At 34.7% G+C, this 24,964-nt stretch carries 20 protein-coding genes; 9 read left to right on the plus strand and 11 right to left on the minus strand.

Annotated elements, in window-relative coordinates; all coding sequences use genetic code 11:
* The first annotated feature begins 69 nt into the window (after positions 1 to 69).
* Together J2W48_RS09230 and J2W48_RS09235 are read left to right on the plus strand one after the other, a co-directional pair.
* Positions 70 to 651 (plus strand): TetR/AcrR family transcriptional regulator, encoded by a 582-nt coding sequence (locus tag J2W48_RS09230; protein WP_310280565.1) that lies wholly within the window; start codon positions 70 to 72, stop codon positions 649 to 651.
* Between the two features lie 54 nt (positions 652 to 705).
* Entirely contained in the window at positions 706 to 1,197 is a 492-nt protein-coding gene (locus J2W48_RS09235) for an acyl-CoA thioesterase (protein ID WP_310280566.1), read from the plus strand.
* 168 nt (positions 1,198 to 1,365) lie between these two features.
* Here J2W48_RS09235 and J2W48_RS09240 read toward each other — a convergent pair whose 3' ends face one another.
* From J2W48_RS09240 to J2W48_RS09265, 6 genes are all read right to left on the minus strand, one after another.
* A complete protein-coding gene (locus J2W48_RS09240) occupies positions 1,366 to 2,979 on the minus strand; it encodes a glycoside hydrolase family 3 protein (protein WP_310280568.1) in 1,614 nt (537 codons plus the stop codon).
* A 2-nt stretch (positions 2,980 to 2,981) separates the two neighbouring features.
* On the minus strand, positions 2,982 to 3,431 hold the full coding sequence (locus J2W48_RS09245; protein WP_310280570.1) for a GNAT family N-acetyltransferase: 450 nt from the start codon (positions 3,429 to 3,431) through the stop codon (positions 2,982 to 2,984).
* Between the two features lie 24 nt (positions 3,432 to 3,455).
* Positions 3,456 to 3,797, minus strand: a complete 342-nt coding sequence (locus J2W48_RS09250) for a hypothetical protein (protein ID WP_310280573.1) — start codon at positions 3,795 to 3,797, stop codon at positions 3,456 to 3,458.
* 21 nt (positions 3,798 to 3,818) lie between these two features.
* Entirely contained in the window at positions 3,819 to 5,090 is a 1,272-nt protein-coding gene (locus tag J2W48_RS09255; protein WP_310280574.1) for an MFS transporter, read from the minus strand.
* A complete protein-coding gene (locus tag J2W48_RS09260; RefSeq protein ID WP_310280575.1) occupies positions 5,077 to 6,648 on the minus strand; it encodes a glycoside hydrolase family 10-like protein in 1,572 nt (523 codons plus the stop codon). The genes J2W48_RS09255 and J2W48_RS09260 overlap by 14 nt, the downstream gene beginning before the upstream one ends.
* A 293-nt stretch (positions 6,649 to 6,941) precedes the next feature.
* Positions 6,942 to 8,150 carry an anhydro-N-acetylmuramic acid kinase gene (locus J2W48_RS09265; protein ID WP_310280576.1) on the minus strand — a complete coding sequence of 403 codons (1,209 nt, stop codon included), beginning with the start codon at positions 8,148 to 8,150 and terminating at the stop codon, positions 6,942 to 6,944.
* A gap of 264 nt (positions 8,151 to 8,414) precedes the next feature.
* Between J2W48_RS09265 and J2W48_RS09270 the strand changes: the two genes are divergently transcribed.
* Together J2W48_RS09270 and J2W48_RS09275 are read left to right on the plus strand one after the other, a co-directional pair.
* Complete coding sequence (locus J2W48_RS09270) at positions 8,415 to 8,927, plus strand: hypothetical protein (RefSeq protein ID WP_310280577.1); 513 nt, start codon at positions 8,415 to 8,417, stop codon at positions 8,925 to 8,927.
* A 521-nt stretch (positions 8,928 to 9,448) separates the two neighbouring features.
* On the plus strand, positions 9,449 to 12,355 hold the full coding sequence (locus tag J2W48_RS09275) for an FAD-binding and (Fe-S)-binding domain-containing protein (protein WP_310280578.1): 2,907 nt from the start codon (positions 9,449 to 9,451) through the stop codon (positions 12,353 to 12,355).
* A 194-nt stretch (positions 12,356 to 12,549) separates the two neighbouring features.
* Here the strand turns inward: J2W48_RS09275 and J2W48_RS09280 are convergent, their stop codons facing one another.
* Positions 12,550 to 13,704 (minus strand): Gfo/Idh/MocA family protein, encoded by a 1,155-nt coding sequence (locus J2W48_RS09280; protein ID WP_310280580.1) that lies wholly within the window; start codon positions 13,702 to 13,704, stop codon positions 12,550 to 12,552.
* An 81-nt stretch (positions 13,705 to 13,785) separates the two neighbouring features.
* Positions 13,786 to 14,940: a Gfo/Idh/MocA family protein gene (locus J2W48_RS09285; RefSeq protein ID WP_310280581.1), complete on the minus strand. Its 1,155-nt coding sequence runs from the start codon at positions 14,938 to 14,940 to the stop codon at positions 13,786 to 13,788.
* 393 nt (positions 14,941 to 15,333) lie between these two features.
* On the opposite strand from J2W48_RS09285, the gene J2W48_RS09290 reads away from it, so the two are divergent.
* A complete protein-coding gene (locus J2W48_RS09290) occupies positions 15,334 to 17,268 on the plus strand; it encodes an amino acid permease (RefSeq protein ID WP_310280583.1) in 1,935 nt (644 codons plus the stop codon).
* 267 nt (positions 17,269 to 17,535) lie between these two features.
* On the opposite strand, the gene J2W48_RS09295 is transcribed toward J2W48_RS09290, so the two are convergent.
* Positions 17,536 to 18,738, minus strand: a complete 1,203-nt coding sequence (locus tag J2W48_RS09295) for an aminotransferase class I/II-fold pyridoxal phosphate-dependent enzyme (RefSeq protein WP_310280585.1) — start codon at positions 18,736 to 18,738, stop codon at positions 17,536 to 17,538.
* A 290-nt stretch (positions 18,739 to 19,028) separates the two neighbouring features.
* Here J2W48_RS09295 and J2W48_RS09300 point away from each other — a divergent pair, with 290 nt between their 5' ends.
* From J2W48_RS09300 to J2W48_RS09310, 3 genes are all read left to right on the plus strand, one after another.
* Positions 19,029 to 19,484: an Lrp/AsnC family transcriptional regulator gene (locus J2W48_RS09300; protein ID WP_310280586.1), complete on the plus strand. Its 456-nt coding sequence runs from the start codon at positions 19,029 to 19,031 to the stop codon at positions 19,482 to 19,484.
* A gap of 319 nt (positions 19,485 to 19,803) precedes the next feature.
* On the plus strand, positions 19,804 to 21,207 hold the full coding sequence (gene lpdA, locus J2W48_RS09305; RefSeq protein ID WP_310280588.1) for a dihydrolipoyl dehydrogenase: 1,404 nt from the start codon (positions 19,804 to 19,806) through the stop codon (positions 21,205 to 21,207).
* Between the two features lie 422 nt (positions 21,208 to 21,629).
* The gene (locus J2W48_RS09310; RefSeq protein ID WP_310280589.1) at positions 21,630 to 21,827 is read left to right on the plus strand and encodes a lipocalin family protein; all 198 of its coding nucleotides are present in this window, start codon (positions 21,630 to 21,632) and stop codon (positions 21,825 to 21,827) included.
* A gap of 141 nt (positions 21,828 to 21,968) precedes the next feature.
* On the opposite strand, the gene J2W48_RS09315 is transcribed toward J2W48_RS09310, so the two are convergent.
* Entirely contained in the window at positions 21,969 to 22,343 is a 375-nt protein-coding gene (locus J2W48_RS09315) for a DoxX family membrane protein (RefSeq protein ID WP_310280591.1), read from the minus strand.
* Positions 22,344 to 22,547: 204 nt separating this feature from the next.
* Positions 22,548 to 23,444: a DUF4349 domain-containing protein gene (locus J2W48_RS09320; protein WP_310280593.1), complete on the minus strand. Its 897-nt coding sequence runs from the start codon at positions 23,442 to 23,444 to the stop codon at positions 22,548 to 22,550.
* A gap of 217 nt (positions 23,445 to 23,661) precedes the next feature.
* Between J2W48_RS09320 and J2W48_RS09325 the strand changes: the two genes are divergently transcribed.
* The gene (locus tag J2W48_RS09325) at positions 23,662 to 24,963 is read left to right on the plus strand and encodes an anthranilate synthase component I family protein (protein WP_310280595.1); all 1,302 of its coding nucleotides are present in this window, start codon (positions 23,662 to 23,664) and stop codon (positions 24,961 to 24,963) included.
* Position 24,964: the final 1 nt, after the last annotated feature.

Below are 24,964 nucleotides of genomic sequence, written 5' to 3' on the forward strand. Positions count from 1 at the left end.
TAGTTTGCTTACATACCGATTGGTATTTGGATTATATTTGTATTTAATATTTCTCTTAAAGCTATAATTATGGATACTTCAGAATTTATATTAGATAAAGTTGCACCAATTTTCAACAAGCAAGGATATGTTGGAACGAGTTTGAGTGATATAACCAATGCTACTGGTCTTACAAAAGGTGCAATTTATTGCAACTTTGCTAATAAAGAAGACTTGGCTCTAAAGTCATTTCAGTTAAATATAAATTTAGCAATAACACCTTTATTCAAATTAGTTGCCACTCAGGAAGGAAGTATCAATAAGTTATATTCCATAACAAATTATCAGCGAAGTTATTATGATTTAGTTAATGATAGAGGTGGTTGTCCCATGCTGCGGGTAGGAGTTGATACAAAATTTATCAATCCAATTTTATTTGAAGCAGCTCAAAAATTATCAGGTAAATTTATTGCAGGTCTAACTACTATTATTAGCGAAGGTATCACTAATGGTGAGATTAAAAGCAGTACAGATCCAGTTAAATATGCGCAAATAATATTATCATTAATTGAAGGAAGTTCGCTTTTGGCATTTACTCATAATAATAAGACCTACATAAACAACACTATGGATTTTATTGATGAAACAATAATAAACAATATCGTAAATTAAAATTTTTTAACCCTTCATACCGATTGGTATTTGAAATAATATATCTTAATAATAATGGAAAAAGTATTAAAAACAAAAAGAAAAATTAGATTTCAGGATTGCGACCCTTTTAATCATCTGAATAATTCAAAATATTTGGAATATTTTATCAATACCAGAGAGGATCAAATTGCTGAATATTATGATTTGGATATATTTAAATATCTAAAAACAACAGGACTTAGCTGGGTCGTTGCATCAAATCAAATAAATTATATAAGACCTGCTTTTACAATGGAAACGGTATTAATTGAATCACAATTGATTCAATATAGCGATAATTTTCTAGTAGTTGAAATGAAAATGTGGAATGAAAATGAAACAGAATTAAAGGCAATTCTATGGATAAAGTTTATTCAATTTAATATTCAAACACAAAAAACAGCCAACCATTCTGAGGATTTAATGCAACTATTTCAATCGGTTGTTGAGCCTGTAGAACATTCTATTTTTGAAAATAGATATTTAGAAATCATTCAGAAATTAAAAGCTGGTATGTCTGTCTAAACGAAAAAATCGAATATTTTTTTTTTGAAAGATTACCCGGTGTAGTATTTTTTAGCTAATAAAGATTAAAAGTAGTCGAATGAATTTCTGACTACTTTTTGCTTTTATTCTACGGAATTCTTTTTATATTTTTGATTTTGTAATAAAGTTGATTGTGTTTTTTATATCTTAATTAAGTACAATATTTACGGGTAGACTTCCATTGCAATTACTATTTTCAAGAAATTGAATTCCTGCATTTTTTTGAAACTCTTCAAAATCCTGATAGACCTGTATTAGTCCGGAAACCTTAGAAAGATTCGGAATAATAGGTAGAACGTACGGATTTCCGAAAACATAAAGGATACAATTTTTGGTTTGAAGCAATTCTGAAAGCAATTCTAAAACTTCGTCATTTATTTCGAAATTATTCATTGGTTTTGCCTTCGGAACAAATAATGATATGATGATGGTTTCGAAATTTTCAAGCTTTTTTTTGATTTCCGAAATATCGGAAACTTCCAGATTTTCATAAGCAAATTCAGGAGATTCTAATTTTGAATTTATGGTTTTGAAGAATGTATTTTCGACATTTTTATACAAACTCAATTTTGCTAATTGATTCTTTTTTTGAGCTTTAAAAGCTAAATCTGTATTTGAATTGTCAATAATTTTTGTAATTGAATCCTGAGCGATTTGAAAGTTTAACGCTGATGCTTTTTTGAAGTTTAATTCACCCGAACCAAAAGTGTTTCCAGACAGAATTCCAACTTTTTCTTTGGCTTTCATGATTCGGTTATAGCTTTCAAATATGCGATCTGGTGAGGCACTTTTAAAGATGGCTTCAATTCCTTCAGGAACATTTTCAGCAAAACATAAAATATCATTTCCGGCATTAAAAGCTTCTAATTCCAGTTTCCCTTTAGTTTCGTAGAGTTTTGAAACGCTGTGCATGTTTAGGGCATCAGAAATCACCAAGCCATCGTAGCCTAATTTTTCACGTAAAAGATCCTGAATGATTGTTTTTGATAAAGTTGACGAGGTATCTTTTCCACCATTTAAACTTGGAACAGCCAAATGCCCAATCATAATCGAATCTACATTATTTTCAATTCCTTTTATGAAAGGATACAATTCGTTTTCCATTAATTCTTGCAGGGTTTCCTTTAAAACCGGTAATCCTAAATGCGAATCGACATTGGTGTTTCCGTGTCCGGGAAAGTGTTTAAGACAGCCTAAAATGCCAACCTCTGACATTCCTTTTAAATATTCAACAGCAAAATGGGCAACTTTTTCTTTGTTTTCACCAAAAGAACGATAGCCAATAACCGGATTATTAGGGTTATTATTGATATCTGCCAAAGGCGATAAGTTATAATGAATTCCGGCTGACTTAAGGTCTAAACCAATTTGTTTTCCAACTTCATAAACCAAATTCGATTTGCTTTCCGGCAGAGCGCCAAGTGTGAGTGCGTACGGATATTGAGGTGTTTTTTCTATACGCATTGCCAAACCCCATTCGGCATCAATGCTGATTAAAAGTGGAGTAGAAGCCGCTTTTTGGTAGCGAACAATCAGTTCTTTTATTTTTTGATAGCTGTCATCATTAAACACCACTTTTTTCTTGCTTTCATAATTCGTAGCAGCACTTGCACGGCTGTGAAAAAAAGTCAATCCGCCAATATTATGTTCCTTAATCAAACGTTCGGTTGCCTGAATGTTTTCTTCGGTATCGTTTATGAAAACTGCGGGAAAAAAGAATTGTCCCACTTTTTGTCGTAATGCCTGAGCTGTCATTTTCATTATTATAAAGTCTTTTTCATGCAAACACTATTATCCATTTGTTCATATGGCGGATAATTTGGAATTATAGTATAACCTGATTTTTGATATAAATTGATCGCTTCAGGTTGTTTTTTTCCTGTTTCGAGAATGGTGCAAGTATACTTATTTTCAGCTGCCCAAATTTCTAATTTGGCTAAAACTTGTGATGCTATTCCTTTTTTTCTGTAATCGGGATGCACAAACATTCGTTTGATTTCAACTGTATCAGATTCCTTTTCCCTAAAAGCGCCACAACCAGCGGCTACATCATTTTCATAAAAAACAATAACATTTTTTATCTTATCAGTTTTATTATATTGGTTGTAAAAGGCGTGATCTTCTCCATCTCTGATTGCTAAATCACGGTCTAGCAAGACTACCAGATTTATAAAATCGATATCATCGGAGTTGGTTCTTTTTAAGATGGTCATATAAAATACTATGAAATTTATTTCTTACTTCAGTTTGTTTTTCTTTTGTTTGGCAAGCTGTGCTTTAGTATACAATGCTTTTTCCAACCGGTTTTTAAAACGAAAGAGTTTAGGTAATCCCTCGATTCTGTCTTCGATCGTAATTTCTTCAAAAACAATAATGGCTTTTTCCAGTATCCGAATTTCGTTGTCGATATCATTTTGGTTTTTGTAGATTGTTGCCAGTCGATCATAGGGATGATTTCCTTTAAAGCTTTCCTCCACATTCTTCTCATATTCTTCAATTGCTTTTTCAAAATTTCCTGTTTTTTCGAATTCTGCTCCTTTCAGATTGCGTTCGGCCTGTAAATTTTCATTGATTTCCATATGTAAGATGTTTGTTTGGGGTTAAACTTCTTCTGTTTTTTTTCCGTAATCTTTTGGAAAGATTAAAAAGCGTGATAAAATAATACCTGGAATTGTTGCCAGAAATACCCAGATAAAGAAATTTCCATAGCCTAAGTATTCCTGAATATAACCGCTAAGCATACCGGGAAGCATCATTCCCAATGCCATAAAACCAGTAGCAATAGAGTAATGGGAGGTTTTGGATTCGCCTTCGGCCACATAAATTAAAAACATCATAAACGAAGCAAAACCAAATCCGTACCCAAATTGCTCTAATATAACTACGGCATAAATATAATAAATTGAGGCTGGATGAAAATGTGCCAGCAAAACAAAACCTAAAATTGGTAAATGCATGGTTAAAATCATGGGCAACATCCATTTGGTCAGACCTTGTGTAGAGATCGCAATTCCGCCTAAAATTCCGCCTAATAATAAGGCAATCAAACCAAAAGTACCGTAAATTAGTCCCACATCTTCAGTTTCTAAACCCATTCCGCCTTTACTAATCGGATCCACTAAAAATGGAGTCAGCATTTTAAGTAATTGTGATTCACCAAGTCTGAACACAAGAATGAAAACTAAAATCAAACCAATTTGTTTCTTTTTAAAAAAACTGGCAAAAACAGAACCAAAGCTTTTTTGATCAGATTCGGCTTTTGTATCTATTTTGGTTTCAACTGTTTTTGGTGTCGAAAAGAAATTATATGCTGTTAGAAATACCATTACGATGCCAACAAAAACCATTGTTTGTGACCAGGCTTTTGTGTTGTCACCATATTTGTGTTCTAAATATCCTGCCAATAGTACAATAACGCCATTTCCGGTTAACATTGCCAATCGGTAACATGTATTTCTGATTCCAAGAAAAAGGGATTGCTGTTCTTTTTTTAAAGCCAGTAAATAAAATCCGTCAGTAGCGACATCATTAGAAGCAGAGGCAAAAGCAGCGACCCAAAAAATGGACAAACTGAGTAGGAAAAAATGATTCAGCGGAATCGTAAATCCAACGATTAAAAACGCAATCGAAATAAGCAGCTGCATAGAGAGAAACCACTTTCTTTTGGTTCCGTGCAAATCAATAAACGGGCTCCAAAGTGGTTTTATAACCCACGGCAAGTATAATAAACTGGTATAAACACCAATATCTTCATTGTTGATGCCTAATTTTTTATACATCAGTACCGATACCGATGTAATAATTATATAAGGAAATCCGGAGGCAAAATTTAACAACGGAATCCAAAACCAGGGTGTGTTATCTGTTTTCATGGGGCTGCGCGGGGGAGTAAATTTTAAAAGTCTTTCTTAAATCGATTGTGGTTGGTGTACTTTCATTAGCATAATAATCAATAAAAGTTACCGCACAGGCATTGTATTGTTTCATTTTTTCTGCCGGAATAGTAAATGAAATGGTTCCTGTATTTTCGCAAACCATTACTTTCTCTACAATTTGTCTGGCATCATTGATATCGAGTTTAGAAGCATGTTCCGCACCGTAAACAACTATATAACGTACTTTCGTATTGAATGGATATTTAATATTAAATGAATAATGCAGACTGTCTTTTACAAATTCGTTTACAACCGGCGTATCAATAACGATATGTTTTAAATTTGGAACCGCAGCAGGAAGAGCTGGATATTTATATTGGTTTTCTTCTAAAAGACGCACAATATCAAAGTTTTTGTCCATAAACCATTTAGCGCTGAAATAAGCACTGCCGGAAACGTTTTTAAAACTTCTGGCAAAATCAATCTGTGTTGGGATTTCATTGGCAAAGTTCCAGCTTTTATCACTGTCACCTCTGATTTTATAAGAAGCATGACCAATATAAACGGCAGTATTATTGGAGTTTTCTGCCCACCATTTTACTAATTTCGAATAAGAAGCCCGTGGATTATTCATACTCCAGTACAATTGCGGCAGAATATAATCGATCCACTTTTGATCCATCCATAAAACAGGATCTGCATACAAATCATCATAATTGGAAGTGGACTGCGTATCAGAACCTTTTGGGTCAACCGATTTGTTGCGCCAAACCCCAAACGGACTGATTCCAAACTGAACCCATGGCTTACTTGTTTTTATCGTAGTCGAAATCGTTTGTACAAAGTTGCTCACATTTGCACGACGCCAATCGGCAAGTGACAGACCTTTCCCGTATTTTCTGTACGATGCTGTGTCGTTAAATACTTTTCCGGGAACGGCATACGGATAAAAGTAATCATCAAAATGTATCGCATCGATATCGTATTTATCCACGACTTCTTTTACTACTTTGGTCAAATGTGCCTGAACTTCCGGCAATGCAGGATCGTAATATAATTTTCCACCATATTCAATCATCCATTCCGGGTGTTTGAAAATATCGTGAGTTGAACTCAATTGTTGTTTATTCAAATCGAAAGTCGCGCGATACGGATTCAGCCAGGCATGAAATTCAAAACCCCTGGCATGCGCTTCGTCGATCATCCATTCCAATGCATCATAATACGGATTTGGCGCCTGACCTTCTTTCCCGGTTAGGAAACGTGACCACGGAGCCAGTTCTGTTGGGTAAAAAGCATCACCAACACTTCTAATCTGAACAATTACAGCATTGTAATTCAGTTTTTTGTAAGCATCCAGAATCTCAATATAATCAGCTTTTTCTTTAGAGGTATTATCGAGGCTCGTTTTTGGCCAGTCAATGTTTACAACGGTTGCGATCCAGACTCCCCTAAATTCATTTTTAGGATGCATTGCCTTTTCCTGCGAATTGGCGTTCCATCCAAAGAACATTAAAAATAAAATAGAGAATAGTAAGTGCTGATTTTTATGCATTTCAATCTTTTTTAACAGGAATCAAAAATAGTTTTTTTAACGGACTATAGTAAATAATTCAGAAATTATAATTTCAACGTTATTTAATTGGTTATCATATAATCGAATCAAATAAGTTTTAATTTTATAGCATACTTTATGCTGTGTAATATTTTTTTAACACATACATAGTATTCTCTGTGTTAAAGGTGTTTTACTTATTTAAACACACAGTATTACTTCTATGTGAGAAAATTATTGTTTTTTAAAACTTCTTATTTTAGTTTTAAACCTATGTATGTGTTAGAAAAACATTAATCAGGAAAAGAAATTTTTCCCATTGTTACCGATGGAATTCCTTTGTTCGTGCCAAAATTATAATTACCTCCTGCAACTGTTTCGTTGGCTAAAACAGCAAATAAAACTGCTTCTTTGGCATCGCTTAAAATACCTAAATCATCGCTTTTTTGAAATTCACATGGTAATAATTCGGTTAACCATTTGACCAATAATGGATTGTTGGTTCCTCCGCCCGACATATAAACCTTGAAATCTTCAATAGGAAATCCTGTGTTTTTTACCACAAACTGAATCGCTTCGGCAATAGTTTCTGCACTTAGCCGTGTTAAAGTGGCCAGCAAATCTGATGCCGAAATGTCATTGAGTTTGGTTTTTAAAAGGGCATTTTGTACAAATTCGAAATTAAATAATTCCTGACCGATGGTTTTTGGAAAGCTTTTCGTGAAGAAGGTGTCACTTTTTAATTCGGTTAAAAGTTGAGGGTTTACATTTCCTTTTTGGGCGATTTCAGCGTCTTTGTCGTAACTTTTTTCAGAAAAAAAATGTTTCGTATAAATGTCGATTAAAGTATTTGCAGTTCCGGTATCCGTTACAAAAACGTCTTCGGCATTTAGGGAAGCGGGCAGATAAGTGAAATTCGCAATCCCGCCCATGTTCAGCATAATACGGTTTTCGCCTTTTTTGCTGAACAATAAATAATCACCATAAACAGCCAAAGGCGCACCTTCGCCGCCTGCTGCAACATGTTTTTGCCTGAAATCTGATAACGTGATAATTCCGGTTTTTACCGCAATATGATCACCATCGCCAATTTGTAAAGTTGCATTGGGAAATTTTTCCTGTTGGTGCAAAAACTTTGGAGCGTGCAAAACCGTTTGTCCGTGCGAAGCAATCAAATCGACTTCCTGTGCCGGAATATGCCACTTTTGAAGATAATCGTTGACCATATTGGCATGCAGGATTCCGATCCATTCGTTTAACAAAGCAAAATGCTGAAAATCGACAGTTTTCCGGGCAAAAATTTTCCGGATTTCTGTTTTAATGTCTTCCGTATAATTGATTGTTTCGAACTCCAGAATTTTTATGTCAGTATTTTCACCTGAACCGGTAATGGTACAGAGCGCAATATCCAATCCATCGAGTGAAGTTCCGGACATTAGTCCAATTATTTTTCGGGTCTCTTTTTTAGCAATTTCGTAAAGAGCATTTATATTTTGGTTCATTAAATGATGTTTTAGTAGTATTTTATTTGAAAAAGCTAAGATTAGACTTATTTGGATATAAATGTATAAAAAAGAGAAATTTTTATTGTTTAAATAAACAGGTATTTATACGTGGTTGTGTGAATTTGGTAATCAATATTTTTGCGAAATGTTGATGGGTCTGAAAGAAAAAAAAGACGGTAAAAAAGTAAAATAAAAATTCCGGTTAAATTGAATTTTTATTGTTGTTTTTCATCAAATGTATAAACGTTTAATTTTAAATAAATGGCAGAAACTTTACTTAAATTTTTTAAAGTGGCTTTAATTTCAAAATTTTCAAATAAAAATAAGGAAATTACAACCGTTGATAGTTATTGCTCGTTGCTTTTTAGTTTTAATAATTTTAATGAGCCTAAAGTTTTTCTTAATCATGTAGGGGAGGAGAAATTAGAAAATGTCTCCATTACCATATTTGATTCAGAAAAAATAAAACAAATAAATCATTTAGAGAACACTGATGGCGAAGCTTTTATCATGGAATATAAAAAATGTTCTAATAAATATCACTTTGAAGTTATATACCCCAATGCACTTTACCCTAATATTCCAATTGATTTGGATAAAAGCAAAACTGATATTGATTTGATTGTTGATATCCGTTTTGGCAATAGAATCTTAAATCAAACCATTTCTATTGAAAATTATAAAAGTCCTGACAGAATCATTAAAAATAAAATTGAAGAGAATGGTAGGGTAGTTGTGCAATCAGAGACAGCTGTGAGACAAATGGTTAAATAATAAATTTGTATAATTTGTTTCGAAGACCGAAATCCTTATGGTTGTATTTTCTCCTGCGTTAGAAATTTCGCAAAGTGAATATTATATCCGTTAAAAGAAGAGTCGGATATTAAACCTGTTATTTTTCGGGTTCCTTTTTGAGTAATTTTATAAGGGCTTTTTGGATTGTTTTTATGTCATATAGTGTGCTGGAAGAACCGCCTTTTCTTATAAATCAATTTTCAGCAAACCTTCTTATGAAACCAATTGAGCCCTGATGGGAGGGAAAATCCTTTTGTGCCGGGGTTCGGTACAAAAGATTTGGAAGGACAGCAGGAATAGCTCCTTAAATAATATCAAAAAGCAATATCAAAAATCAATTCAATTCTAAAAAAATCTAAATTTTAAAAACTTTAATTCGTTTAGGAAAGAAGTTATCACAAAAAAAACTTTGAACCTTTATTACTATGTAACTCTGAACCTAAAAAAAAGTATTTTTGTAGCTCAGAACATATCCGTTTTAGTCCATAAATTCAGCTATAATGTCAATAATTAGGGAGTTACAACAATTATCAGAATCATTAGAAGGAACACTTTTATACGATGATCTTCATAAAACGCTTTATTCGACCGATGCTTCGGTGTACCGGATCAAACCAAAAGCGGTTGCCGTGCCTAAAACAATAGCTGATATTAGTAAACTGATCCGGTTTGCATCGCAGCATCAAATTTCGATTACACCCAGAACAGCCGGAACTTCGTTGGCCGGACAAACCGTTGGTGACGGAATAGTGGTAGATGTTTCGAAGAATTTTACCAAAATCCTGAATTTCGACCCGATTCAAAAAACGGTTACAGTACAGCCCGGTGTGATTCGCGATGAACTGAATTTATTCCTTAGACCTCATAACGTATTTTTCGGACCTAATACTTCAACCTCAAACCGTTGTATGATTGGCGGAATGGTGGGGAATAATTCTTCGGGAACGACTTCGATCCGGTATGGTGTTACGCGCGATAAAATTGTAGAAATCAAAGCAATTTTGAGTGATGGTTCTGAAGCAGTTTTTCAGGAACTGACCTCGGCGGAGTTTATTGAAAAGACCAAAGGTGATACTTTAGAAAATAAAATATATAAAAGCCTTTACGACGAGCTTTCGGTAAAAGCAACGCATGAAGAAATTATAAAAGAGTTTCCGAAACCGGAGATTCACAGGAGAAATACGGGTTATGCCGTTGATATTTTACTGAAATCAGATTTGTTTGGCGGAACCGAACCAACCATAAATCTCGGAAAATTACTTTGCGGAAGCGAAGGAACTTTGGCCTTTACTACTGAAATTACCTTAAAAGTTGATGATTTGCCGCCTGTTCATAATATTATGGTTGTGGCTCATTATCATAGCATTCAGGAATCGCTGGAATCTGTTGTGGTGGCGATGAAACATCATTTGTACACTTGCGAAATGATCGATGATACGATTCTGGATTGTACGAAAACCAATCGCGAACATATTAAAAACCGATTCTTTTTACAGGGCGAACCCAAAGCGATTATGATGTTTGAAGTAGCTTCGCACGATCCGGAAGATGCCGAAAATCAGGCAAATGCTTTGGTGGCTGATTTAGAGAAAAATAACTTTGGTTACGCGCTCGTAAAAATTTACGGAGCTGATATTGAAAAGGTAAATGAACTTAGAAAAGCCGGTCTCGGACTTTTGGGAAGTATTGTGGGAGACGACAAAGCCGCCGATTCTATTGAAGATACGGCTGTTGAACTGAGCGATTTGCCTGCTTATATTGCTGAGTTTTCGGCCATGATGCTGCGTCATGGACAAGGTGCGATTTATTATGCGCATGCGGGTGCAGGTGAACTGCATTTGCGTCCGGTTTTGAATTTGAAGAAAACATCTGATTTAAAACTCTTTAGAACCATCGCGACCGATGTGGCGATTTTGGTAAAAAAATACAGAGGTTCGTTAAGCGGTGAACACGGCGACGGAATTGTACGTGGCGAATTTATTCCGTTTATGATTGGCGAAACGAATTACGAATTGCTGAAACGAATTAAATTAGCGTTTGACCCGAATTCGGTTTTGAATATCGGGAAGATTGTGAACGCCTTAAAAATGGACGAAAACCATCGTGTGATTTCGGGAAGGGCAGAACCGGACATTAAAACATTTCAGGATTTCTCAGACAGTTTAGGGATTTTGCGTGCTGCCGAAAAATGCAACGGCTCCGGCGATTGTAGAAAATTACCATCGGCAGGAGGTGTGATGTGCCCGAGTTATCGTGCGACCAAAAATGAAAAAGAAACTACGCGTGCGCGAGCCAATGCGTTACGTGAATATCTGACGTATTCGGAAAAAGAAAATAAATTCGACCAGAAAGAATTATATGAAGTTTTTGAGTTGTGTGTGAGCTGTAAGGCCTGCGCCAGCGAATGTCCGAGTAATGTGGATGTTGCCACTTTAAAAGCGGAATTTTTATACCAATACCAAAAAGCAAACGGATTTTCGACGCGAAACAAGATTTTTGCACACAATGCAAAACTGAATAAAATGGGAAGTTTGTTTCCCTCGATAACCAACTTTATTTCGAATCAATCGCTGGTAAAAAAGAAGATGGGAATTGCACCGGAAAGACAAGTACCGCTATTGGCGAAAAAGACTTTCAGAAAATGGCACCAAAATCATAAACCTGCAGTTACGGATTTTTCAAACGGAAGATTGTATTTGTTTGTGGATGAATTCACCAATTATTATGATGTGAATATAGGAATAGATGCTTTCGAACTATTGACTAAATTGGGTTATCAGGTTTTAGTTATAGATCATGAAGAAAGCGGAAGAGCCTATTTATCAAAAGGATTTTTGGAAGAAGCAAAAAAAATTGCCAATCGTAATGTCAACATTTTTAAAGATTTGGTTTTAGGAAATGCACCTTTGGTTGGACTTGAACCTTCAGCTATTTTGACTTTCAGGGATGAATACCTGAGATTGGCAGATGATAAAGAAGCCGCTGAAAAACTTTCGCATGATACGTTTACAATTGAGGAATTCTTTAAAAAAGAAATCATCGATGGTAAAATCACATCGGATTCTTTTTTGGATGAAAGTAAAGAAATTAAGATTCACGGTCATTGCCATCAGAAGTCATTGAGCTCTGTTGAAGCGACTTTTGCGATGCTGAATCTTCCAAAAAATAATACTGTTACCATTTATAATTCGGGCTGTTGTGGAATGGCTGGATCTTTTGGTTACGAAAAAGAACATTATCAGGTTAGTATGCAAATGGGAGAGGATACTTTATTCCCAAAAGTGCGTTCCACCGCCGAAAACGTAAAAATCGCCGCTGCAGGAACGAGCTGTCGTCATCAAATATATGATGGAACGAGTAGGGAAGCCCAGCATCCGGTTAGTATTTTGAGAAGCTGTCTTAAGTAAATTTAGACTTTAGATTTTTGTCTCACGCAGATTGGGCAGATTGAGCAGATTTTAAATAATAAATCTGCGCGTATCTGCTTAAATCTTTTTTAAATCTGCGTGAAAAATAATTCATAATGGTATAAAACTTTGTGAATCTATTTCCTTATTAAAACTTCTTTGCGAATCTCTGTGAAAGATATTAAAACCCTACTTTACTTTAAGGAAACTTTCTTTCCGGTTTCGGCAGCTTTATAGATGGCATTAATGACTTTGATGTCTTTCAGTCCCTCTTCTCCGGTAATATGATTGGGTAGTTTTTTGTTTTCTAATAATAATTTAGCAATTTCATCCATTTGTGTTTGCTGTTGGTTGATTACAGGAAATTTTAGTGGACCGTTAGTTGATTTTCCTTCAAATGGACCGTAGCTTAAAGCCGGACTTAACTCAAACGAACCTTCATCTGCGGATGCGTACAATCTGTCAATATTATAACTAACAGAAGTATTGCAATTTGCTACAGCGCCGCTAGGAAATACCATTTGCCACGAAATACTTTCTTCTGTTTCAGAAAAAATTTGTGTGTTATATACAGTGCCAAATTGTGCTGTTATGGCAATTGGCTCTTCTCCTAAAATATAGCGGCTGGCCTGAATACAATAAACCCCTAAATCCATTAATGGGCCGCCGCCTAATTTTTTGTTAAGTCTCCATTCATTTCGATCATTCAAATTGACAGTGCTTTTTGTATCAAGAGGATCATGTATTTTATAACCTAGTGATGCTTCTATAAAACGGACTTGCCCAAAAACTTTTTCTTGGCCTAATCGTTTAATTTCTAAATGAGTTGGTTCATAATGCAAACGATATCCAATAGCCAATTGCACCTTATTATCGTAGCAGGTTTTAATCATTTCTTCACAGTCTTTGACGGTAACTGCCATTGGTTTTTCTGTAATAACATGTTTTCCGGCTTTTGCAGTACGTATAACAAATTCCTTGTGGAGACCATTTGGAACCACGACATACACTAAATCAATGTCTTTGTTTTTGATAATTTCGTCAAAGTTCTGATAATTATAAATGTTCTTGTCGGGTATGTTGTATTGACTTTTCCATTTTTCAGCTTTTGCCGGTGTACCGGTCACTATTCCGGCAAGAGTACAATATTCAGAAAGCTGAATTCCTTTTGCCAGCATTGACGCGTAATTTCCAAGACCGCAAATTGCGACATTTAATTTTTTCCCTGAGTATGGAATTTTATCCTCTAGCGGATCCGCTAAAAAGGACGGAAGCGTTGTCATAATTACAGAAGCGCCAACGCCCACGCCAAATTTATTCACAAATGATCGTCTTGAAATTTTTCCCATAAATTTACCTTTAAGTTATTAGCTTATTAGTAAATCATTTCTGTAAAATGTTACAATGAAGCAGTTACAAAATGACTCATATTAGCTTATTGAAACTTTCTTCCCAGTTTCAGCAGCCTTGTAGATGGCGTTAATGATTTTGATGTCTTTTAGTCCTTCTTCACCGGTAATATGATTAGGCAGTTTTTTATTTTCAAGCAATAATTTAGAAATCTCATCTAATTGTTTCTGTTGTTGTTTGATAGGGGGAAATTTAAGCGGACCTTTCGACGTTTTCCCTTCATACGGACCGTAACTCAAACCGGGACTTAATTCAAAAGAACCGTAATCTGCTGATGCATAAGTTCGGTCAATATTATAACCGACAGAGCTATTACCATTGGCCATGGCGCCGCTCGGAAATACCATTTGCCAGGAGATACTTTCTTCCGTTTCTGAAAATCTGTTTTTATCATTTATGGTTCCAAATTGAGCGGTAACCGAAATGGGTTCTTCCCCTAAAATATATCGGCTGGCCTGAATGCAATAAATTCCCAAATCCATTAAAGGACCTCCACCGGATAGTTTTTTGTTTAATCTCCAATTGGCCGGACTATTTATATCTACAGGAGTTTTTGCAATGGTATCGTAAGTTTTATATCCAAGGGATGATTCTACGTATCGGACTTGTCCAAAAACTTTCTCCTGTCCCAATCTTTTAATTTCTAAATGTGTCGGTTCAAAATGCAGACGATATCCAATGGCTAATTGCACATTATTGTCACTACAGACTTTTATCATCTCCTCGCATTCTTTGACGTTAATTGCCATTGGTTTTTCAGTGATAACATGTTTTCCTGCTTTTGCTGAACGAATAACAAAATCTTTATGAAGACTATTCGGCAAAATCACGTAGACCATGTCGATATCCTTGTTATTTATGATTTCATCGAAATTTTCATAATTATAAATATTCTTTTCCGGAATATTATATTTCTCTTTCCATTTAATGGCTTTTGAAGGTGTTCCCGTCACTATTCCTGCAAGATTGCAATATTCAGAACCCTGCATTGACTCTGCCACTATATTAGCGTAAATTCCCAAACCGCATAATGCAAGATTGATTTTTTTACCAGTGTAAGGTATTGTATTTTTTCCCGGTTCAGTTAAGAAAGAAGGAAGGGTTGTCATAATTGCAGAAGCACCAACGCCCATACTGAATTTATTCACAAATGAACGTCTTGAAATTTTTTTCATAAAAATTATCTTTAAATTTAAGTATTATAAGTAAAGTTTTCTGGAAAATGCTGTGTTTTTTTTAGTTATAAAACGCTCATTATAAATGTAATATCTGCATAATTAAATTTTGAATCTAAAATATTTTTTGTTTCAGGCAAATTCAGCAGTGTAAACAAATTTAAAAAATAATCTGTGGGAATCTATTTAATTTGTGAAAAAAAAGTGCTCAAAGGGCTTAAATCCTATAAATCTGTGAAACTGAAATTTGATACTTTTGTTGAATTTCACAACTAAAAACACTCACATAAACAAAATCGTTTTATATATTTGATTTCAGGATAATTTTTGCATTATTTGCAAAATAAAAGTGTAAAGTCTGAAATATATTAATTTTTAAAAGCAAAACCATATATGGCATTATCAGGTTTATTTAGAAAAAAAACGGTACAGGATATTCTGAAGCAAGTTGCAAAAAATGAAGCTGATGGTCATAATGCACTTGGAAAGCATTTAACTACCAGGGATTTGACAGCGTTTGGAATTGCAGCTATTGTTGGTGCAGGGATTTTTAGTACTATTGGAAAAGCCAGTGCTGATGGCGGACCAGCCGTTATTTTTCTGTTTTTATTTACTGCGCTTGCCTGTAGTTTTGCTGCTTTTGCTTACGCCGAATTTGCTTCGATGGTTCCGGTTTCAGGAAGTGCTTATACGTATTCGTATGTTGCTTTTGGAGAACTGATTGCATGGATAATTGGCTGGGCTTTAATCATGGAATATGCTGTTGGTAATATAACCGTTGCCATATCGTGGAGTGATTATTTTACTGGCCTCCTCCAGAGTGGCGGAATTCATCTTCCGCAATGGATCCAGATGGACTATCTAACTGCTTCCAATGGTTTTAAAGATGCCACGGCATTAATTCATAGTGGAAAATCATTTGAAAATTTAAGTTCTTCCTTGCAAGCGGCTCATACAGCATGGGTAACAGCGCCAAAAATTGGCTCTTTTCATTTCGTAGCTGATTTACCTGCTTTATTTATCATTGTTTTAATTACAGCTTTGGTTTACAGAGGTATGAAAGAATCCCGTAACGCAAGTAACGTAATGGTGGTTGTAAAACTTTGCATTGTTCTTTTGGTAATAGCTGTGGGCGTTTTTTATGTAGACACTGCCAATTGGGACCCGTTTGCGCCAAATGGTGTTAGCGGGGTTTTAAAAGGAGTATCTGCAGTTTTCTTTGCCTATATTGGTTTTGATGCAATTTCGACTACTGCGGAAGAATGTAAAAATCCGCAGCGTGATTTACCTCGCGGAATGATGTGGGCGATTATTATTTGTACTATTTTATATATTGCCATTGCTTTGGTTTTAACCGGAATGGTACGCTATAACGAACTGAATGTTGGAGATCCTCTGGCGTTTGTTTTCGATAAGTTAGACTTAAAATGGATGTCGGGAATTATTGCCGTAAGTGCAGTAGTAGCGATGGCAAGCGTTTTATTGGTTTTCCAGATGGGACAGCCCCGTATCTGGATGAGCATGAGCCGTGATGGTTTATTGCCTAAGAAATTTTCTACGGTACATCCTAAATTCAAAACGCCATCCTTTGCAACTATCGTAACCGGTTTTGTAGTGGCGGTCCCGGCTTTGTTTTTAAACTTAACCATGGTGACCGATTTATGCAGTATCGGAACTTTATTTGCTTTTGTATTGGTTTGTGCAGGCGTTTTAGTGTTGCAGAATAAACCTGATATTCCGAGAGGAAAATTCAAAACGCCGTATGTGAATTCTAAATATATTTTGCCGGTTGCAATTATAGCCGCTTTGTATTATGCTTTTGCTTTCAATAATAAAGCAACAATGGCTTTCATAAATAATGATGCTCAGATTTATGATGCAACAACGATTATAACATCTTTGGATGAAGCAGAATCTTTGAAAGTATCTGATTATTTAAAAAGTATTGAGGTACATAATAATACTGCTGAAACCTCAGATTTAGAACATTTACTGGGACAATACCAGAACAACGAAGCTAAATATGCCGAAGTTGTAAAAGGTCTGCCAATCAATGGCTCGTTAAAATATGAGTCAGGATTCAGTTTATTCAAACATAAAATTCCAATGTGGATTTTCTTAGTCGTTTTAGTTGGATTAGCCGTTTGGTCTTTCAGGAAAAATCTTTCTTTAATTCCGCTTTTAGGATTAATTTGCTGCCTGTACATGATGGCAGAATTAAGTGTCTGGAACTGGATTTACTTCACAATCTGGTTGTTAGCAGGACTTGTGATTTACTTTACATACAGTAGAAAAAATAGTAAACTAAATTTCGTTGAGAAGTTATAAGTTTTGAATTATAAGTTATGCGTAAAAGCCGTTCTGAAATCGATCAGAACGGCTTTTGCATTTTATGTTATTTCGAAAGAAGAATCTCCGTAGTATATACCGTTCCTACGGAACTTATTTTGATAATGTTTTTATTTTTCAACGGATTTTAATCCGTCCTTCGCGATCAGAATCGACAGCATTATTATTCATACAAACAAATGCCATGTCGTGGCGAAAAATAATCAGTAGAAGAGAGTAATTCGTGATAATTCTTGAAATTTGTGTTTACAAAACCCCAAGTTCTAGCATACATTCCTTCATCATTTCATAAGTACGCTGAATATCATTATCCAGCCCAATCGAGAATCGGATCAAACCATCAGTCAGTCCCATTTCGTGTTGTTCTTCTAACGGAATTTCACTTGAAGTTGAAGTTCCAGGCGCGCTGAACAATGTTTTATAAAATCCTAAACTGACCGCCAAGTATCCTAAGTTTCTTGCCTGCATCAATTCCATTAATTCATTCGCTTTTGCTAAAGTCCCAACATCAATTGTCATCATTCCGCCAAAACCATATTCCGGATTAATCATTGTTTTGTAAAGCTCATGACTCGGGTGACTTTTTAATCCCGGATAAACTGTTTTTAAACCATCCGCTTCAAATTTATCAGCCAGAAAATGTGCATTGTGACTGTGTTGTTTGATACGAATGTGTAATGTACGAAGGTTTTTCATCACACTTGCAGATCGCAGACTATCCATTGTTGGCCCCAAAAGCATACTGGCTCCGGAATTTACATTTTTCAGCGAATTAATAAATTCTTTCGAGCCACAAGTGACACCACCAACTGTATCACTGCTCCCGTTAATGTATTTCGTCAAACTGTGAATCACGATATCAGCACCTAATCTGGCTGGTGAAACAGACAAAGGAGAAAACGTATTGTCGACCACCAATTTCAAATTATGCTTTTTAGCAATTTTAGCTAAACCAGCAATATCGGCAACTTCTAATAACGGATTACTTACCGTTTCGCAATACAAAACTTTGGTTTTTGGCGTAATTGCTGCTTCAACAATATCCAATTTTGTGATATCTGCAAAGCTCGTTTCAATCCCGAATCTTGGGGTAAAATTCTTCAGGAAAGCATAAGTTCCGCCATATATCGTTCGACTTGAAATTATGTGGTCACCCGCACCGCAAAGCTGTAATAGTGTGGGTGTAATTGCACCCATTCCAGATGCAGAAACGTTGGCAGTTTCCGTTCCTTCCATTGCTGCCAAAGCCTGATCCAGGTACAAATTACTGGGAGACGAATGGCGAGAATACAAATAGCAGCCCTCCATATTCCCTTCAAAAGTATCGAACATCGTTTTGGCAGAAAGAAAGGTATAGGTAGAAGAATCAGAAATTGAAGGATTTACACCTCCAAATTCACCAAAGTATTGCAAATCCTGAATGTTATCTGCCGGATTAAAGTTTTTCATTTTTATGTCATTGCGAGGGACGAATCAATCTCACCCTCAGGTTAATATTTTTTTGATTTTTGCAATTATTTAGAAGCAATTTACTTCGTCAGTTAGCTTCGCCAGGGCACTCTTTTTTTAAAAGAAATTCTATTCAAAATAACAGCTTATTAGAAAATTAAACAACCATTAAACTTATAATTAGATTTTAAAACTATTAAAATGATTTAAAAAGGATTATTTGTCTAAATTAGATTTATAAAACTCAAATTAATAGATTTTCTTTCATCACCATTAACCAATAACCAACTATGACTTTAGACGCCACAGATAAAAAACTTCTGGTTTTATTGCAAACAGACAGTAAAAAAACAACCAAAGAATTGTCATTAAAACTCAATCTTTCTGTAACCGCCGTTTATGAGCGTATCAAAAAGTTAGAGCGAGAAGGAATAATCAAAAATTATGTAGCATTAGTAGATAAAACCAAAATCGAAAAAGGATTTGTAGTTTTTTGTCATTTAAAACTCATTCAGCATACCAAAGAATTTCTAACCAAATTCGAAAGCGAAGTCATCAAACTCAACGAAGTTTTAGAGTGCCACCACGTAAGCGGTGATTACGATTACATATTAAAAGTATTAGTGAAAGATATGGAAGCGTACAGAGAATTTCTAGTTACCAAACTCACAACTTTACAGCATATAGGCAGTACACAAAGTATGTTTATGATTAGTGAAGTGAAGAATTCAACGGTTATTTTTTAGGGAGGTTCAAAGATTTAAAGGTTCAAAGGTTTTTAAAATAATCTCGCGAAGGTGCAAAAGGCTTTTTTACAATTTCTCCTTGCGTCGAAATTTAGAGAAATAAAATCTGCTTAAATCTGTCAAATCCGCGTGAAACAATATCCAAAATTGAAATAAATAGGAATAAAATTTTGTGTCTTTGAGCCTTTGTGGCAAAAATAAAACCAAACTTTTCGGTTAAATCCCCACCCAAAATTTCACACAAAAAACATTGAAATTTAAACTTTAAACAAAAGTTTATTCCTTAATTTTGTATCGCTAAAAATAAAATAGAAAAACTATGAGTTCATTTGACGTAGTCATTATAGGTTCAGGACCGGGCGGATATGTATCAGCAATTCGTTGCGCACAATTAGGTTTCAAAACTGCCATTGTAGAAAAGTATAGCTCTTTGGGCGGAACCTGCCTTAATGTAGGTTGTATTCCTTCAAAAGCATTATTATCATCTTCTCATCACTATGCAGAAATTGCACATTTTGCAGATCACGGAATCGAAGTTTCGGGAGATGTAAAAGTAAATTTAGAAAAAATGATAGCGCGCAAACAAGGAGTTGTAGATCAGACCGTAGGAGGAATCAACTACTTAATGGATAAAAATAAAATCACTGTTTTTACAGGTTTAGGTTCTTTCGTAGACGCAACGCACATTGCAGTTGCTAAAGCTGACGGAACATCTGAAACTATTGAAGCAAAATATACAGTGATCGCTACAGGTTCAAAACCATCTTCTTTACCTTTTATCAAAATTGATAAAGAAAGAATCATCACTTCAACTGAGGCTTTGGCTTTAAAGGAAGTTCCAAAACACTTAGTAATTATTGGTGGTGGCGTTATCGGAATTGAGCTTGGTCAAGTTTACTTACGCTTAGGGGCTCAGGTTTCTGTAGTTGAATTTATGGACAGAATCATTCCGGGAATGGATGGTGCTTTGTCTAAAGAATTGACTAAAGTATTGAAAAAACAAGGAATGAAATTCTATGTTTCCCACAAAGTAAAATCAGTAGAAAGAAACGGTGATGCTGTTGTAGTTCAGGCTGAAAATGCAAAAGGTGAAACTATCACTTTAGAAGGGGATTATTCTTTAGTTTCTGTTGGTCGCCGTCCGTATACTGACGGATTAAACGCTGACAAAGCAGGAGTAAAAATTTCAGACAGAGGACAAGTAGAAGTAAACGATCATTTACAAACTAATGTTCCAAATATTTATGCCATTGGTGATGTTGTTCGCGGTGCCATGTTGGCGCACAAAGCAGAAGAAGAAGGAACTATGGTTGCTGAAATCTTAGCAGGTCAAAAACCACACATCGATTATAACTTAATTCCTGGTGTTGTTTATACGTGGCCAGAGGTGGCGGCTGTTGGACAAACGGAAGAGCAGGTAAAAGCTTCGGGAACAGAATATAAAGTGGGAAGTTTTCCTTTCAAAGCTTTAGGCCGTGCCAGAGCAAGCGGAGATTTAGACGGATTTGTAAAAATTATCGCTGATGCAAAAACAGATGAGGTTTTAGGTGTTCACATGATTGGAGCGCGTACAGCTGACTTAATTGCTGAAGCAGTTACTGCAATGGAATTTAAAGCTTCTGCTGAGGATATTTCAAGAATGAGCCACGCACATCCAACTTTTGCTGAAGCAATAAAAGAAGCAGCTTTAGCGGCTACAGACAATAGAGCATTACACATATAATTTACGTTAATAAATATTTCAGGAACCGTCAGAATTAATTTTCTGGCGGTTTTTTGTTTTTGAATCATTTTTTATGGTTTTTTAAATATAAAAATCAAAAATAATTTTGTAAATTAGAGGTGCTATTCTGATGTTATCTTTATTCATATAAAAAGTAACATCATGAAAAATAGATATATAGGCCTGCTTCTAAATAGGAACAGGAATTACTTTTGTATTTTCCTCTTGCGGTTCAACTATTTCTGAAAAAGCAACTGCAGTTGATAAAATTTAAAAAGCTAAGTGTCTGGTAAAGGGCATGAAATTGCGAGATTGGATTTCAAATATGAAAAAGATCTGAACAGTGTTACAGCATAATATTCTTTAAATGATAATGGAACTATAAAAGTTGATAATAAGGGCTATAATGTCAAAAAAGACAAGTGGGAACAAGCATTAGGAAAGCCAAATTCGTCAGAAAAGACAATGTCGGTATGCTTAAAGTCTCATTTTTTGGTCCTTTTTATTCGGGATATAATGTAATCGCCATTGATGAGGATTATAAATATGCCTTAGTGGCGGGTGAAAGTTTAAAATATAAGTGGATGCTTTTGCGTGAGGTTGTAATTCCTGAAAAGTAGTAAGATCAGATTATCTTAAAATAGCAAATGTAATAGGATACAATATCTCAGATCTTGTCTGGATTAAACATGATAATTCAAACTAATAAAAAACCCGATGGCTTAACTATCGGGTTTTGTTGTTTTTTAAATGAAAAATAATTAAGCTCTAAAAAGGCTTCTGTAATTATCCCAGTATCTGTAGATCAAAAATAAGTTAGCTAAAAATAATAATGCAGCAATTGGGAGGCCTTCCGGAGCCAAAAAATAATTAATAAACAAAATGTTTACGGTAATTGGTAAGATTAAAATGTTAGCTAACGTTACATAACGCCCAGTTATAAATGCAATTCCACATAATAACTCTATGGTTTTTGCTAAAGGCAGTAAATAAGTAGAGGCAACCAGGCCCATATTAAAAGCCTTAAAATTACCGGTCGTTTCTGGTTCCGGTGCCAGTTTAAAGAAGAAAATAATGGAAGCAGAAAGTAACAAAAGACCAATTAAAACGCGGACAATAATGGTAGCAATTTTCATAAGACTAGATTTTAGGGTTGAAAAATATAATTTATTTGCTGATAAAAAGTCACACTTTGAATTCTGCCATAAAATCAAAATCTGTTTTTAGAATTGATTTATTGAGAATTTTACAATCAAAAACACAAAGTTTTATGATTAATTTAATTTTAAATCAAATATAATGATTTTTTTATTGTCAGGGAACTGATCCATAGTACTTTTTTATTTTTTTTCATATTTTTTATAAAGAAAGAAACCTCCTAAGCCTATCAATATAAATGGCCAAAGATTCAATAAGAATACAAAAATTGATTCAAGTATATACCAGCCACTTTTTAAAGCATCGATAATCTGGATACCTAAATTAGGTTTGTAGGCGGTGCTGTCTTTTTCACTTGCAGTTATTTCCTGCCTGATAGTTTCATTTTGATAAAGCAGTAAAGTTATTGTACTAAAATTTACCTGATCCTGCAATGATAAATTATCGATTTTGAGATTGTCATTTGCTTCTTTTTGGCTGGACAAAGAGTTTTCTGCTTCCATAATATCGTTTATTTTTTTGCCTTTTGCATCAATCGCTTTTTCAACTCTTTTTTCATTAGCTGTATTTCTTTTTTGCGAAAGCTGATTTGATAATAATTTCAAAGAGACATCATCAGCTTTGATCGTTCTGAAATCCAGAAAATCAATTTGCTTAGCAATGCTTTTAATTATGGTATCAAGTTGCGTGTTAGGGACACGAATAGTAATGTTGTTCTCTACGGTATATTTTGTAGTTTCTAAGGTGCTGTCCTGGCTAATTTTAGTTTTTATCCGGTCATGAATAGTACTTTGTAAGTTGGTATAAGTAACAAAGCCTTCAAATTTTTGAACAGCGTTTTCAATTGCATAAGTTGATTTGATGACGTTTTTGACTTTAAATTTAATATCAGCAGTTCGAATAAATTTTTGTTTGCTGTCTTTCTTTTCGACTGCTGCCGATGATGATAAAACAGTACTTTCTGCTGTAGTTTGGTAATCTGCTGTTTCTTTGCCTGAAGCGTTGTCCGTTTTTTTACAAGAAAATAGTAATGTGATGATTATCAAGGCAGTCAAACCTGATTTTGTAATTGTTTTCATAAAGTTTTTAAAATTGGTTAATGAATAAAATATTTACACCATGTAAATACAATTTTGTCGGGCAAACAGCGTGAGTAATTTTTTAATCAAATGACAAGAAATTTTTTAGGAATTAGTGGTAATTCGATATACTAAAAAGTGTGCCAATAATTTTTCGGGATTATTTTATCGAAGGATTTTTTTTGTTGTAATTTTGAAGTCTAAAATCTATCTATTTTTGAGAGTTTCCATTCACAAGCATATTCCAAATCCAGAACAGTTCAAACAGCAACTTTTAAGTTGGTCACAACAATTTCGTGAAGTTGTTTTTTTGGATAGTAATTCCTATCCGCAGAAATATTCCAGTTTTGATTGTATGATGGCGGTTGATGCTTTCACGTCTTTAAAAACCGATTACCATAACGCTTTTGAAGATTTAAAACAATACCAGCAAACGACTAAAGACTGGCTTTTTGGTTACTTGTCTTATGATTTAAAAAATGATGTAGAGCCTTTAAGTTCATCTAATTTTGATGGATTAGATTTTCCGGATTTGTTTTTCTTTCAGCCAAAAAAGATTTTTTTGCTAAAAGAAAATCAGCTTGAAATGCATTATTTACTGCTTTGTGATGATGAGATCGAAACAGATTTTGAAGAAATTACAGAAAATCTGTTTGATGCTTTTGAAAGTTTAAGCGAAGTGAAAGTGCGACAACGAATTTCAAAAGAATTATATATTCAAAAAGTATCGAAAATGCTGAACCATATTCATGCCGGAGATATGTACGAAGCTAATTTTTGCATGGAATTTTTTGCAGAAAATGCAATTATCAATCCGTTGGAAAAGTTTCAAAAGCTGAATGAGATTTCAAAAGCGCCATTTTCAGTTTTCTTTAAAAATAACAAGCATTTTTTGCTTTCAGCTTCTCCTGAACGTTATCTTAAAAAAGTTGGTGATACCATTATTTCCCAACCTATAAAAGGAACTTCAAAACGATTTTCAGATATAAATGAAGATGAAAAATCGAAACAAGATTTGGAGAGTGATGCAAAAGAACGTGCCGAAAACATTATGATAACCGATCTGGTTCGCAATGACTTATCGCATACGGCACAAAAAGGATCAGTTCAGGTTACGGAATTATGCAAAATTTATTCTTTTTTGCAGGTGCATCAAATGATTTCTACGGTAACGTCAAAATTAGATCCTCAATATTCACCGGTTGATGTTTTAAAAACGACTTTTCCAATGGGAAGTATGACAGGTGCTCCTAAAATTTCGGTAATGAAGATTATCGAAAATCTGGAAGAAACCAAACGCGGCTTATACAGTGGGGCAGTAGGTTATTTTACACCGGGAAGTGATTTTGATTTTAATGTTGTTATCCGAAGTATTTTATATAATCAGGAAAACCAGTATATTTCATTTTCTGTAGGAAGTGCCATTACCGCCCAGTCTGTTCCTGAAAAAGAATATGAAGAGTGTTTACTAAAATCTAAAGCGATGTCTGAAGTTTTGCAGTCTTTCGGAAACATTTGAA

The organism is Flavobacterium piscis (assembly GCF_031457575.1).
Lineage (GTDB): Bacteria > Bacteroidota > Bacteroidia > Flavobacteriales > Flavobacteriaceae > Flavobacterium > Flavobacterium piscis_A.